13 protein-coding genes are annotated in these 12,785 nt (G+C 37.1%); 7 read left to right on the forward strand and 6 right to left on the reverse strand.

Features of this window, described 5'->3' with window-relative positions:
* Nucleotides 1-47: 47 nt before the first annotated feature.
* Both ACSBFT_RS21515 and ACSBFT_RS21520 read left to right on the forward strand, forming a co-directional pair.
* Entirely contained in the window at nt 48-1,448 is a 1,401-nt protein-coding gene (locus ACSBFT_RS21515; protein ID WP_489604854.1) for a POTRA domain-containing protein, read from the forward strand.
* A 34-nt stretch (nt 1,449-1,482) separates the two neighbouring features.
* Entirely contained in the window at nt 1,483-2,025 is a 543-nt protein-coding gene (locus ACSBFT_RS21520; RefSeq protein WP_489602381.1) for a hypothetical protein, read from the forward strand.
* Here the strand turns inward: ACSBFT_RS21520 and hemH are convergent.
* The gene (hemH, locus tag ACSBFT_RS21525) at nt 2,022-3,047 is read right to left on the reverse strand and encodes a ferrochelatase (RefSeq protein WP_489602382.1); all 1,026 of its coding nucleotides are present in this window, start codon (nt 3,045-3,047) and stop codon (nt 2,022-2,024) included. The genes ACSBFT_RS21520 and hemH overlap by 4 nt on opposite strands.
* The gene (locus ACSBFT_RS21530) at nt 3,048-3,773 is read right to left on the reverse strand and encodes a hypothetical protein (protein ID WP_489602383.1); all 726 of its coding nucleotides are present in this window, start codon (nt 3,771-3,773) and stop codon (nt 3,048-3,050) included.
* Between the two features lie 112 nt (nt 3,774-3,885).
* On the opposite strand from ACSBFT_RS21530, the gene ACSBFT_RS21535 reads away from it, so the two are divergent.
* Nucleotides 3,886-4,029, forward strand: a complete 144-nt coding sequence (locus ACSBFT_RS21535) for a hypothetical protein (protein WP_463046081.1) — start codon at nt 3,886-3,888, stop codon at nt 4,027-4,029.
* 5 nt (nt 4,030-4,034) lie between these two features.
* Here the strand turns inward: ACSBFT_RS21535 and ACSBFT_RS21540 are convergent, their stop codons facing one another.
* Together ACSBFT_RS21540 and ACSBFT_RS21545 are read right to left on the reverse strand one after the other, a co-directional pair.
* Nucleotides 4,035-5,927 (reverse strand): amidophosphoribosyltransferase, encoded by a 1,893-nt coding sequence (locus ACSBFT_RS21540; protein WP_489602384.1) that lies wholly within the window; start codon nt 5,925-5,927, stop codon nt 4,035-4,037.
* 169 nt (nt 5,928-6,096) lie between these two features.
* On the reverse strand, nt 6,097-7,053 hold the full coding sequence (locus ACSBFT_RS21545; RefSeq protein WP_489602385.1) for a glycosyltransferase family 2 protein: 957 nt from the start codon (nt 7,051-7,053) through the stop codon (nt 6,097-6,099).
* 115 nt (nt 7,054-7,168) lie between these two features.
* On the opposite strand from ACSBFT_RS21545, the gene ACSBFT_RS21550 reads away from it, so the two are divergent.
* The 4 genes from ACSBFT_RS21550 to ACSBFT_RS21565 all read left to right on the forward strand — a co-directional run bounded on the left by ACSBFT_RS21550 (nt 7,169) and on the right by ACSBFT_RS21565 (nt 11,388).
* On the forward strand, nt 7,169-8,644 hold the full coding sequence (locus ACSBFT_RS21550) for a hypothetical protein (RefSeq protein ID WP_489602386.1): 1,476 nt from the start codon (nt 7,169-7,171) through the stop codon (nt 8,642-8,644).
* A 38-nt stretch (nt 8,645-8,682) separates the two neighbouring features.
* Nucleotides 8,683-9,624 (forward strand): glycosyltransferase, encoded by a 942-nt coding sequence (locus tag ACSBFT_RS21555; RefSeq protein WP_489602387.1) that lies wholly within the window; start codon nt 8,683-8,685, stop codon nt 9,622-9,624.
* A 6-nt stretch (nt 9,625-9,630) separates the two neighbouring features.
* Nucleotides 9,631-10,782 (forward strand): hypothetical protein, encoded by a 1,152-nt coding sequence (locus ACSBFT_RS21560; RefSeq protein ID WP_489602388.1) that lies wholly within the window; start codon nt 9,631-9,633, stop codon nt 10,780-10,782.
* A 111-nt stretch (nt 10,783-10,893) separates the two neighbouring features.
* Nucleotides 10,894-11,388, forward strand: coding sequence for a hypothetical protein (locus ACSBFT_RS21565; RefSeq protein WP_489602389.1), 495 nt, complete (start codon nt 10,894-10,896; stop codon nt 11,386-11,388).
* A gap of 172 nt (nt 11,389-11,560) precedes the next feature.
* Here ACSBFT_RS21565 and ACSBFT_RS21570 read toward each other — a convergent pair whose 3' ends face one another.
* Nucleotides 11,561-11,974, reverse strand: a complete 414-nt coding sequence (locus ACSBFT_RS21570) for an SMI1/KNR4 family protein (protein ID WP_489602390.1) — start codon at nt 11,972-11,974, stop codon at nt 11,561-11,563.
* 253 nt (nt 11,975-12,227) lie between these two features.
* Nucleotides 12,228-12,632 carry a hypothetical protein gene (locus ACSBFT_RS21575; RefSeq protein WP_489602391.1) on the reverse strand — a complete coding sequence of 135 codons (405 nt, stop codon included), beginning with the start codon at nt 12,630-12,632 and terminating at the stop codon, nt 12,228-12,230.
* Nucleotides 12,633-12,785: the final 153 nt, after the last annotated feature.

A 12,785-nucleotide genomic window follows, 5' to 3' on the forward strand; every position in this document is an offset into this window, starting at 1 on the left:
TTCGGACTTAAAATAGGTTTATTTTGCGTGTTTACTAAAATTAGTTGATGAGCCTACTCGGTATTTTTTTGTGCTTTCTTAGTATTATAGAGCCGTTTCCTGTGCAAGATACGGTTACATATGAGAGAGAACTTTTTGTTGAAGGGATTGAGATCTTGGGCAACGCTAAGACTAAAGAAAAGATTATAATTAGGGAGATGACTTTTCAAATTGGTGATACACTAAGCGAAGGGGAGTTAACAGATAAGCTGGAACGGTCACGGAAGAATATTTTCAATACCAATCTTTTTTTATGGGTTAAAGCAGATTTTGACCAAGTAAATGGGAAGGCTACTATTTTTCTAGAAGTAAGAGAAAGACTCTATTTATTACCATTGCCCATCATTTTTCTGGCAGACAGAAGCTTCAATGAATGGTGGTATAATAGGAATCACGATTTAAAACGCTTGACCTATGGGCTCCTTTTAAATCATTCTAACCTTTCTGGAAATGCGGATGTTTTAAAATTAAAAGCTTATGGTGGTTTTGTGCCTTATTTTGAAATGTCCTATGGGAGACCATATATAGATAAAAAACAGAGGATGGGCTTAAGGGGTGGTGTATTTTATTCTACTCAAAAGGGCTTTGCTTTCAGAACATGGGAAGACAAACTAGACTTTATAGAGACCGATTTAAAAACAGTGGAAAGAAAGGGGGCTTTTGTGGAGTATAACTTAAGAAACGCCTTGTATCATTCTCATAAAATATATTTAGGTTATACCGACAGTAAATTAAGCGAGGTGGCTGCGGAATTAAATCCAAATTATTTTGGCTCTGCAATAGACCATCTTAAATACTTTACTTTAAGGTATGATTACCGTTTTGAGCAAGTAAATAATATACAATACCCATTAGATGGGTATGTTTTTACGGCCAGTGCTCTTCATTATGGATTGGGATTGTCAAAACATCTTCATCAATTAAACTTTGGACTGAACCTGCAAAAGTATTTTCCGTTGGGAGGGAAGTTTTATGGTGATGTGATATTGAAAGGCCAGGTTTCTTATCCTAAAAAACAGTTATATCCGTTCATCTCTGGTTTTGGGTCTAAAAAGAACACGGTAAGAGGTTATGAACTAAACGTTATAGATGGTCAGCATTTTGGCTTATTACAGACTGATTTGAAATATCAGGTATTCAATAAAATGCTTGATGTATCTAAGATATTAAAGTTTAAGCAATTTAATTCTATGCCTTTAGCTTTATATTCTATAGTTTATGCAGACTTGGGTTATATCAAAAATTACTATCCAGAACTAAGTCAAAGTAGCCTGTCCAATAAAGTTATTTATGGCGGTGGAGTGGGTTTTGACTTGGTATCGTTCTATAGCACCGCTTTAAAAATAAATCTATCGGTGAATCAATATGGATTTAGTAAAGTATATTTCGGCGTTTTTAGGGGAATATAGCTTATAGGCCTCTGGAAGCATTATTTTAATAATTATGAAAAAAAAATTACTGGTAGCATTTTGTTTTTTTTCGGTTGTGTCTTGTACATCTGATAAGAATGAGGAAGCTGAAAACACCTCGTTTTTAGTGGAAGAAAAAGCTGAAGTTACAGCTTATACAGAGGGCTTGGTGAATGAGATTTTGGGTAGTGGGGAGAAAACCATCAGAGGTTTCGATTTAGGAGACCCTATTTCGCTGGTTAAGGAACAAGAGAAATTAGAGAAGTTTGAAGAATCTGAAGAATTATTGGGTTATACTTTTGAGATTTCTGAATTCGAAATAGTTGACGTTCTTTATCTTTATGATGCCTCAAATGTTATCAATGAAGTTCAGTTAGACATTTATTTAGACACGGATTCCGCTTCTAATGAAATGATGGAGTCTTTAGTCATACATTTTACGCAGAAATACGGTAAGCCCAAGCAAGGGATTTCTCAACCTACTTGGGATTTAGGTTCTTCGCAGCTAGTTACGATTGAAGACATTAAAGCAAAACTCGATAGAGGACTTCAAGTTAGGTTTAAGAAGGCTGCTTAAGCCTCTAAAACCAATTCTTTTAGAAGCTCTACCCAGCCCTCTTTGTCGTTAAGGCTAGGTACCAGCTGCAAGTGCTCTCCTCCATTTTCAATGAACAGTTCATTGAATTCGTCGGCCACTTCAATAGTCGTCTCTAGGCAATCTGCCACAAAGGCTGGGGAGAAAGCTAATATGTTTTTCACACCCTTTTGTGCCAGTTCTTTAACGACATGGTCTGTGTATGGTTTAATCCATTCGCTACGTCCTAATCTTGACTGAAATGACAGTGTGTATTCACCCTCTTTCAAATCCATGGCTTTCGCCATTAATCGCGTGGTTTCAAAACATTGGGCTCTATAACAAAGCTGATTCTTGGCCGTAATTTTATTACAGCAACTTCCTAGCTGACAGCAGTCTTTGTCGTCATCTCCTTTTAGGACTTGCCTTTCTGGAACGCCATGGTAGCTAAAAAGCACATGGTCGTACTTTCTTTGTTTTTGGAGCTCCTGTGCGTTTTCAACGAAACTGTTGATGAATTTATCTCTGTTGTAAAAATTGCTAACGATTTTCAGATCCGGGATGCTCTGCCAAGTGCTTAAAACCCTTGATACTTCTTCATACACAGAACCCGTACTGGCAGAGGCATACTGAGGAAAAAGAGGAATGACCACTATCTTTTTCACTCCAGCTTTTCTTAAAGCCAATAAACCATCTTCAATAGACGGACTCTGGTATCTCATACCAAGTTTTACGATGTAGTCGTCTCCCAGTAAATCTTGTAATTGTTTTTCGTTGGCTTCACCATAAATTTTGAGTGGAGAGCCTTGCTCTGTCCATAATTCTTTATAAATCTTAGCCGATTTGGGAGATCTAAATGGGGCAATAATAAGATTGACTAAAAGCCACCTTTGAAGGAAAGGGATATCAATGACCCTTCCATCCATTAAAAATTCTCTTAGATACTTTCTTACATCTGGCGTACTTGGACTATCTGGCGTTCCTAAATTGACTAAAAATACACCAGTCTTAATTCGTTTACTCATTTATTTTATAAAAGAAGGTCTCTCAAATTCTGTATAAACAGCGGCGTCTAATTTTTTGTAAACATGAATATCTGTTATTTGCCGCTCTCCTCTATCTCCAGATAGCTTAACTTTTTCATAGGTTTGATAATTATTCCACGGGGTAGAAAACCGTGGCTCTGTATCGGAGATTTTAGGAAAATAATCCCATTGGCAAACTAAATCTGTTTGCTCGTCAATGTAGACTAAATATTTATTTTGAGGCGTTACACCGACTTGATCAAAGGTAAGTTGGAGTACATCACAGCTGGCACCAGCAATGGCGTTTTTCTTACCAATATATTCTAAATTAACGCCTGGGTCGTCTAGTTTGAATGGCATTATTAACCAATAAGAGTCATTAACCCATTGTTGATAAGCCTGAGTCAAGTATTTGTCCAGAGAGTCTTTTTGAGTGTATTCTACGCCATTTTTAAGTACTCTCCCTGTTTTATTTTCTAGGTTATATAGGTAAACCGTGTTTTCCTTGTGGTTATCAATTCTCACATCTCCAGACTTTTTGTTCCAAGTCAATGTTCTGGCGTTAAAGAAGTTCCACGATAAATGATGGATGGCGTCAAAAGCTTTTTGACCACCCATGGCCTTTTCAGTTTTTTTAATTAGTCCTTTGATTATGGGGTCATTGGATTGTGAAAACGTGGAGAAGCTTATCAGAAATGAACAGATAAAAAATAGATTTTTTTTCATTAACTTACGAATATAGTTTACCGTATAATAAATTTCTAAAATAATGTCTTTAGTAAGCGTGTCACAGTTCTATTTTTGAATAACTATTTAACACACCGAAAATCAAGAAATCATGGATACCAAAAATAATCAGAAATCTAAGGAGAACAGTAAAGAGTCTTTCTTAAATATTCACGACTGTTTAAAACTTATAGGGATGAAAGAGGTAACCGCTAACGTTTACGCTCTTCCATCTAAAAAAAAGGAAGGGGCTTAATTTTTTTAGTAAGCTCTTACTTCTTTCCCTTCCATAAAGTTCATATAGGCCTTATTTACCACCTTGTTGCCTCCTTTGGTTGGATAATTTCCCGTAAAGTACCAGTCTCCTAAGTTTTTAGGACAGGCAATATTCAGGTTCTCCACTGTTTGGTAAATGATGGCTAGCTCCGCCTTGAGTTTGGCAGGTTTTAATATTTCTGATATTTTTTCAGAAACTTCTTCGTATTCGAAGGTGTCATAAAGCCTCTTGACATAGTTTTGTTTGTGACCTTTATTATTGGCAAAGTTTCTTTGAATCTCTTCTAGTACTTCTTCTTTCATGTAGTCCAGACCTTTTTGCTTTAACAATGCCAGCATTGCTCTAAAGGCCACAAACTCTCTCACCTTACTCATGTCAATACCATAACAATCTGGGTATCTAATTTGCGGAGCAGAAGAAACGATGACTATTTTTTTAGGTTCTAGTTTATCCAGAAGTTTAAGGATAGACTTCTCAAGCGTGGTTCCTCTGACAATAGAGTCGTCAATGACCACTATGGTGTCTACGCCTCTTTTTACCACACCTTGAGTCATTTCATAAACCTGAGAAACCATCTCACCTCTGTCGTTATCGTTGGTGATAAAAGTCCTCAATTTTACATCTTTAGAAACCAGTTTTTCAAAACGAGGTTTGAAATTTAAGATCTTGTCAAGTCTATCTTCGCTCACATCTCCTTTGAGAAGTTGTTCTTTTCTCCACTTTGTGAGATGCTCTTCAAGACCTTCCATTAATCCATAGAAAGAAGCTTCAGCAGAGTTCGGAATATAGGAGAAGACCGTATTTTCTAGGTCATGATCAATTTCTTTCAAAATCTGAGGAACCAGAAGCTTACCAAGTTTTTTTCTTTCCTGATAGATTTCATCATCCGACCCTTTTGAGAAATAGATTCTCTCAAAACTACAGGCTTTACGCTCTACAGCTGGAACGATGTTATATTCGTCAAATTCACCGTATTTGTCAATAATGACAGCATTTCCGGGTTGAATTTCTTTAATATCTTCAAATTTGGCTCCGAATGCGGCTTTTAAAGGTGGTCTCTCTGAAGTGACTACCACGACCTCGTCGTCTGCCCAGTAATATGCTGGTCTAATTCCTGCGGGGTCTCTTACTACAAAAGATGAACCGTATCCCGTGACACCTGCAAGTGCATATCCTCCATCAAAATCTCTACAGGCTCTGTGAAGGACTCTTTGAAGGTCCATGTTATCTTCAATAATATCCGATAGAGCAGGATTGTCATAAATTCCTTTAAACCTTTCAAAAACCCTTTGGTTTTCTTCGTCAAGGAAATGACCGATTTTTTCCATTACGGTCACAGTGTCACCCATATCTTTAGGGTGCTGACCTAGTTTAACCAGTTTTTTGAAAAGTTCTTCCGCATTGGTCATGTTGAAGTTACCTGCACAAACTAGGTTTCTGCTTCGCCAATTACTCTGTCTAAGCATTGGGTGGCAGCTTTCAATTTCATTTTTTCCGTGAGTTCCGTATCTCAGATGGCCTAGCCAAACTTCTCCTGTGAAGGCTAAGTTTTGTTGTAGCCAATCTGCGTCTTTGAACTTACTTGGATTGTTTTTTAGTACATCTCGATATTTGGAATTTATCCTTCCAAAAATGTCAACGATAGGCCTATTCTGGATAGACCTGTATCTTGAAATGTAACGATGCCCCGCCGGAACATTCACTTTTACATTAGCCACTCCCGCACCGTCTTGCCCTCTGTTGGATTGTTTCTCCATGAGGACATATAACTTATTTATGGGGTAAAGTGGTGAGCCATATTTCTCGATGTAATAATCAAGAGGCTTGCGAAGGCGAATGAGGGCAATGCCGCATTCGTGTTTTATTGCTTCACTCATAGCAAAAAATCTGGGATGTTTTGTAATAAATAACTACCTGCGATTTTTAAAACACAAAGGTGGGTATTATACCAGCAGACTCCAAGGTTTTTTTACAACAATAAAGGTTAACGAAAGTTTAATATAAGTTTTAACCACTAAGCGGATACGTATTGTACCATTTAAGCTCCTAGTTTTTTTTTAGGTTGACCTTCTCTTCAATAATGTATCTTGGCCTAGCCTTTATTTCTTCATAAACTTTACCCAAATATTCCCCGATTAATCCAACAGCGATCATATTTGAGCCGCTGAAGTACGCCATTGGAAGCAGGGTGGAGGTCCACCCTTGAACCGTAACACCTACCAGTTTGCTGTATAAAACATAAGCGGTGATTCCGAGTGCTAGCAAGAAATTAAAGATTCCAAACCACAGTACGATTTTCATGGGTGTGGTGGAAAAGGAGGTGATGCCATTCCATGCAAAGGCCAGCATTTTAGAAAGAGGATATTTGCTTTCGCCCGCTTCTCTTATTTTTCTGGCATAGAAAACTTTGTCAGATTTAAAACCTATGGTAGGTATAATGCCTCTAATGAATAAATTAACCTCTTTATAAGCTCCTAATTCGTTCACAACTTCTTTAGACATAAGCCTGAAGTCGGCATGGTTAAAAACAACGGGAACGCCCATTTTTTGCATCAGTTTATAAAAAGACTCGGCTGTGAATTTCTTAAAGAAACTATCAGAAGACCTGTCGTCTCGTACACCATAAACTACATGCGAGCCATGAAGGAAACTAAGCACCATTTTTTCTATCACATTGATGTCATCTTGGAGGTCAGCATCTATGGTAATGAAGGCGTCGTATTGTAGGTTGTTTTCTAAAAGACCCGCTAAGACGGCATTTTGATGACCGAAATTCTTAGAAAGTTTGATAGAAGAGGTGATGTTACTTTTTGCGGTAAGCTCCGAAATGATTTCCCAAGTTCTATCCTTGCTGCCGTCATCCACCAAGCATAATTTACTTGAGCTGGATACTAACTTCTTGTCAATTAAGTTTTGAAGATAAGCACTGAGTTTATCAAAAGAAGAATGTAAGATTTCTTCTTCGTTATAACACGGGACTACTATCAGTAAGGATTTCTCCATTTATGAATCACTTTTATTGGGTAAACAAAAGTAATAAAGTCTAACACAAAATCAGACATGACTTCTAAGTCCTCATAAAGGTTTACTACTTTTGGGCTGAGTCAGCATAAAATCAATGAATCTGCGTCTATCATACATCAGAATAATTACTTTTTTATACATCGCTTTTCCACTAATTCCCTTCTTTTTAGGTTGGGTGAGGTTGGAGTATGGGATTCCTATGCTTGGCTTGCTCTTTTTTGGAGGTTTCAATTATGTAAAATCGCTGGATTTTAAAGAACGCTTCATTTTAAGGAAAAGAGACTTACTTATCGGACTTGTTATTTTAACAGTTTGGCTCTTGTTCTCCGGAGCAGGGGGCATGGGTTATCAAGTTTCTGACCATGTCAAAAACAATACGCTAGCTAAAGAATTAAGTAATTTAAGCTGGCCGCTTGAATATGACGTGGATGGTGAAAAAATGTACCTCAGTCATTATCTATCCTTCTATATAGTAGGTCCTTTTGTAGCAGGTTTTATAGGCTATACCTATGCACAGCTCATCGTTTTTTTATGGACAGCTTTGGGTGTTTATTTAGGTGTATTTTGGTTGGCTCGTGCTGCAGGAGGTTTTAATTGGCGATTCTTTTTATTCTTTGTCCTGTTCGGTGGCATTTCTATATTTTCATTCATCTTTAAATATGAAAGTGGTTTTATTACAGAAATACTCAAACGAGTCAACGAACACGGTTTTGTTTTTTGGATGAATAGTTGGGATGTGATTCCTTTAAACTACCTGCATATTACGGATATGCTCTACTGGACACCACAGCATTTTATACCTGCTATTTTGGGCATCGGGATTTTACTTAATGATGGCCTGATAGATAAAAACATTACGTTTACACCTTTTTTACTTTGTTTGCTGGTGATGTGGTCGCCGCTGATTTTGGTGGGTATATTTCCTTATTTCGTTTTCGTTTTATTTCAGCAAAGATTTAAAGGTGTTTTTAATATTACCAATTTGGTGATAGCTCCAATTATTTTCCTTTTTCTAGCGAGCTATTTGTTAGCCATTGAATCTGGTGATTTGGTGAAGCACTTCATTTTTACAGCTGAAGGCTCAGCCTTAAGAGATCAAATATTGGTCTTCCTTTATTTTGTGTTCTTTGAAGTAGTGGTTTGGGTTCTGCCTATTTATTTCATCAAAAAGGGTAATTGGGAACAAGGAGAGAAGCCACTTTTTTACTTGCTTACTTTGGTGTTACTCTTAATTCCACTTTATAGGTTTGGACTTTGGAACGACTGGTGCAATAGAGTGTCTATGCCTTCCTTGGTGCTGCTTTCAGTTTTTGCTTTTAATGCATTCATGAAGTCCAAAAAACTTAAACGAGTTTGGATGATTGCTCTATTGGTTTTGGCTTCGATAGGTCCGATGATGGATATGGTTGGTTCATTCAAATATTCGGGCTATAAACCTAAGTTTAGGCCACCCTACGAACAAGATGTTTTAAGTTTGCCAGAGATATGCGTGAGTTACCCAATAACGCAGTTTGTGGCCTCTGAAGAAACCTTCTTTTTCAAGTACTTGGCGAAAAAGCCAAATAAATAAAATATTTTAGATTTTTGAATAGCCTTTGATAAAGATAAATGTCTGAAAACATTACCATTTTAATCCCTGTTTTTAACGACTGGGATGCCCTTTCTAAACTTCTAGAAAAAATAGAAGAGCAGGCTAATTTGCTTAAAATTCGATTTTCGGTGCAAGTGATGAACGATTGCTCCAGTTTGCCTATGCAGGTGGCTAGTTATCCTAGTTTGGATATTTCGGTAGTTCATTTATTAAGAAATGTGGGGCATCAAAAGGCCATAGCGGTAGGTTTAGCTCATTTGGCGAATTCAGATGCTAAATCAAATGTGCTGGTAATGGATGCGGATGGCGAGGATAAGCCAAGCGACATTCCGGCTATGATAAAGGCTAGTACCGAAAACCCCGATAAAATAATATTTGCTCATAGAAGCAAAAGAAGTGAGGGTATAGTCTTTAAAGTATCTTATCAGATTTATAAGTTGGTATTTAAGTTGTTGACTTCGCAGGTTATCACTTTTGGTAATTTTTCTATAGTGCCACATGGGATGTTAAAAAAGCTGGCTTTTGTTTCTGAAATATGGAATAATTATCCTGGTGGAGTAATTCGTTCAAAACTACCTTATACTTCTATTCCTTTAGAGCGAGGTACTAGATTGGCAGGCGAATCTAAAATGAATTTTGTGTCATTGGTATTACATGGAATGAGCACCATCGCCGTTTTCTTGGATGTGACGGCAGTAAGAATTATGCTTTTTTCCATCTTCCTGATAGCCTGTTCCTTTCTAGGAATTGCAGTTGTCTTTGAATTGAAATTTGTGGCAGAAATGGCTACACCAGGTTGGGCTTCTTCATTAGCCTCTGGTTTTATGATAATAGTGCTTCAGGCCTTTTTTATCTCTTTGTTTTTGGTGTTTACCGTGTTGAGTTATCGTAGTAATAAACACTTTATTCCACTTTCAGATTACAAGCCCTTTATAGAAAAAATAGAGAAAATCTCTTAGAAAGATATGTCAATACTTACAGGTTATTTAGAGAAAATAGAAGCTTGGGTAGCATCATTTGTTTCGGCCGAAAACTGGAGATTTAAGACTGTTTTGCTATGTGCTCTGGTGGTTGTTTTATCTTTCTTTAATAATATTTCGCCGCTTAAATCTTTTGGAGATTTTTATCAATCTGTTTTTGTAGATAAGACCGAACACTTCCTTTATCAAACAGTAGAAGACCGTGCAAAGTCGCTCACTTCAAACTTTGATTATGAGCCCTATTCGGGCAAAGAAAGTAGAACCTTCAGGCTAGTAGCACCCATTTTTGTAAGAGTTTTAGGTATTTCCCATATCAGCATTGTTTTGTATGGCTTGCAGTTGCTCTGTGGCTTGTTATTCTTTTACATGCTCACAGGTTTTATTAATGACTTATTGAAAGATAAATCTGCCACGCTTTATGCTATGTTAGGCATAGCATCCATTTACTTAGGTGCTTGTTTCTTTATTGACAATGGTGGCTACGGCGATTTATTCTCTTACTTCTTCTTATTTCTAGGTATCTATTTTGCTCGAAAACCTTATTTGGTATTTATCTTTTTAAGTCTGGCCTTTTGGAACGATGAAAGAGCTTTTGTAGGTAGCGGATTAGCCTTTGTTTGGCTTTGGTGGTATCCACAGTTTAAAGCAAACGAGAAGATAAAAATCAAGTTTAACTGGTCTATGGTGGCCGTTATTTTGGCTTGGGGTGCTTGGGTGGCAGGTCGCTATTATTTGATGAATGTGGTGGGCATGAAACCTACTTATAATCCAGATGGCGAGTTTGCTATCAGAATACAGCAAAGTATAGACTCTTTAGGCTTTAGGCTCTTATGGCAGTTTGAAGGCTGGTGGTTGTTGTTTCTTTTGGCTGGTGCTATTCTGTGGACTAAAAAAGAATACTTGGCTTTGGCTCCTATGTTTATAGCAGGTGCGGCTTCTACGCTGTCTGCCATGATAATTTATGATTCTACCAGAAGCGGAACCTTCGCTTTTTTGACTATATTTTTCTGCTTAGCCATTTGTAAAAGATATTTGACCGACAGACAATTACGATTGATTTTACTGGGAATTGCAATCCTCTGTTTCTTACATCCAATGGCCAATAAAACGCATGGGATGGGGTTCTTTTTGATGTAGAGTGTAGTTAATCCTAAACAATTCTCAAATGGCGTCTCCGTAATAGGGTCGCGGTTGGACAATATTTCTGGAAGGCCAAAGGCAATAAAAAAAACAACTGGTAAAAAAGTAATGGACGGAGTTTACAAATTATACGAGTGGCTAGAAGGTGCTATACAAAAGGTAGCAACTTGCCCAAACTCGGTTGAGGCATTACATATAGATGAATTGGTAGAATATATTGATTCAGGTGATTTTTATGATAATATACTTTTAATTTCAGAGAAGACATCGAAGTATTTGGATAGTATTAACACTGATGGCTTATCCATTTATCTGTCGATGGAATTAATATCAAGAAGTAGATATCCTTTAAAAGTTCAAGAAGATATAGAATGGTTTTTAAATGACATTTTGCCAAATTCAATACCCGAACTAATTATTTATAGACCTGTTAATTCTGCGATAATCCCTTTTGTGGAATTACACCGTTCACCTCTTAAAAGGATTTCTTTTAGTTTAAAGGATAGCTTTTATCCATTTTATAAAGAAAATCGTTCTCTCGAAGGCATAGAGAGAAATCAAAAGCTGGAAAGAGAACTTCTGTTTATTTATATGAAGTCTTAACTTGAATCCGCTCCACGAAGCTTGTAGCTTCGTAGGAGTATTAATCATCCTCTGGCTGATATTTTTTGCTACTCGTTCAAACCAGAGGTTTGTAATCACCCCACCGAAGCTACAAGCTTCGGAGAGCTAGGTCAATCTGAAGATTGACCAACACCGCCCCTCTCACTATATTCTAATAGGCATTTTTTATTACAAAATCCAAAAAATCTAAATATTCCGTAACTTCAAGATTACCAACCTCGTCAAGGAAGACAATATTTCCATTTGTTTCAAAACAGTAATGTCCTCCAGTTTGGTCGTCGCAAAAGGGAATATACCTTGGCAAGAAGAAGTCAAATTGTTTTAATACTTGTAATATTGAACCCTTTTGGTTAGTTTTTATAGGTAATAAAACTAAACCACCAAAATATTTAGCTTTAAAATAGAACCAGAACTGTTTAAAATGGTTAGGGAATTCAAAACCTAGTATGCCCTCTATCTCTCGAAAAGAGTCATCATTCAATTCAACTTTTTCGAAATAAATTTCAAACAAGGGATTACCCTCAGAGTTTATTTTATGAACCTCTAAAAAATCTTCAAATTTCATTGTCGTAAACTTAATTTATTTTAATAATAAGTAATTAGGAACGCCTCCCATTTCTTGAGCTCTGAAACACTAATGCAATTTTTCGCTCTACGAAGTTTGTAGCTTCGTAGGAGTGCCTGTCTGCCGTCGGCTGGTTAATCAGCCTCTGGCTAATATCTGCTACTTATTAAACCAGCCATTTGTAAACTCCACACCGAGGCTCCAAGCTTCTGTGAGCTAGGTTCTAGCTTTTATTTTCAGCCCAGAAGAAAAACTAATACTTCAACAAGTCACTCAAAGCATGCAAAAAGGTGGTTTCTTTTTTATTAAAGCCATGAAAAGACTCCGCAATTTTCTCGGCGGTATTGTAAATTAGTTGCCTGTTTTTCTCTGTGAAAAGCTTCGGGTGTTCTTTCATGTAATCACCAAACTCTTGTAAGGTGTTTCCTTCGTGCCAGTCGTTTTCATGAAGCCAGCTAAATACAATCTCAATTTGATAAGCAGCATCGGTATCGAACTCATCAAAAGTACCTTCTAAAGGAAGCCAATGCTCTTTTACTATGCTGTCAAGCTTTTCTACTTCGTCCAGTCGGACGGTGCCGTCTGCGTCAGCAATGCCGTAAAATACTCTACCTAGTTGCTGATAAAAACTCAGCATTGTTTCGTTTGAAGGTTTCATAATCTCTTTCTTTTTTGTAAAGCTAAGCAAGACTCTTGAATTGGGTGCTGTGTTAGCTCAATAGGTTTACTGTCGTAGGTCATGTTTTTTTTTGGGCTTAGCTACTGCCCTATATTTAGGGTTGAGTTGAATGCCGTCTTAAATAAAAACAGA

Source organism: Arcticibacterium sp. SM2516 (assembly GCF_057914865.1).

Coding starts and splice junctions, on each gene's coding strand:
- ACSBFT_RS21515 (WP_489604854.1), top strand. CDS start 48: ATGAGCCTACTCGGTATTTTTTTGTGCTTTCTTAGTATTATAGAGCCG.
- ACSBFT_RS21520 (WP_489602381.1), top strand. CDS start 1,483: ATGAAAAAAAAATTACTGGTAGCATTTTGTTTTTTTTCGGTTGTGTCT.
- hemH (WP_489602382.1), bottom strand. CDS start 3,047: ATGAGTAAACGAATTAAGACTGGTGTATTTTTAGTCAATTTAGGAACG.
- ACSBFT_RS21530 (WP_489602383.1), bottom strand. CDS start 3,773: ATGAAAAAAAATCTATTTTTTATCTGTTCATTTCTGATAAGCTTCTCC.
- ACSBFT_RS21535 (WP_463046081.1), top strand. CDS start 3,886: ATGGATACCAAAAATAATCAGAAATCTAAGGAGAACAGTAAAGAGTCT.
- ACSBFT_RS21540 (WP_489602384.1), bottom strand. CDS start 5,927: ATGAGTGAAGCAATAAAACACGAATGCGGCATTGCCCTCATTCGCCTT.
- ACSBFT_RS21545 (WP_489602385.1), bottom strand. CDS start 7,053: ATGGAGAAATCCTTACTGATAGTAGTCCCGTGTTATAACGAAGAAGAA.
- ACSBFT_RS21550 (WP_489602386.1), top strand. CDS start 7,169: ATGAATCTGCGTCTATCATACATCAGAATAATTACTTTTTTATACATC.
- ACSBFT_RS21555 (WP_489602387.1), top strand. CDS start 8,683: ATGTCTGAAAACATTACCATTTTAATCCCTGTTTTTAACGACTGGGAT.
- ACSBFT_RS21560 (WP_489602388.1), top strand. CDS start 9,631: ATGTCAATACTTACAGGTTATTTAGAGAAAATAGAAGCTTGGGTAGCA.
- ACSBFT_RS21565 (WP_489602389.1), top strand. CDS start 10,894: ATGGACGGAGTTTACAAATTATACGAGTGGCTAGAAGGTGCTATACAA.
- ACSBFT_RS21570 (WP_489602390.1), bottom strand. CDS start 11,974: ATGAAATTTGAAGATTTTTTAGAGGTTCATAAAATAAACTCTGAGGGT.
- ACSBFT_RS21575 (WP_489602391.1), bottom strand. CDS start 12,632: ATGAAACCTTCAAACGAAACAATGCTGAGTTTTTATCAGCAACTAGGT.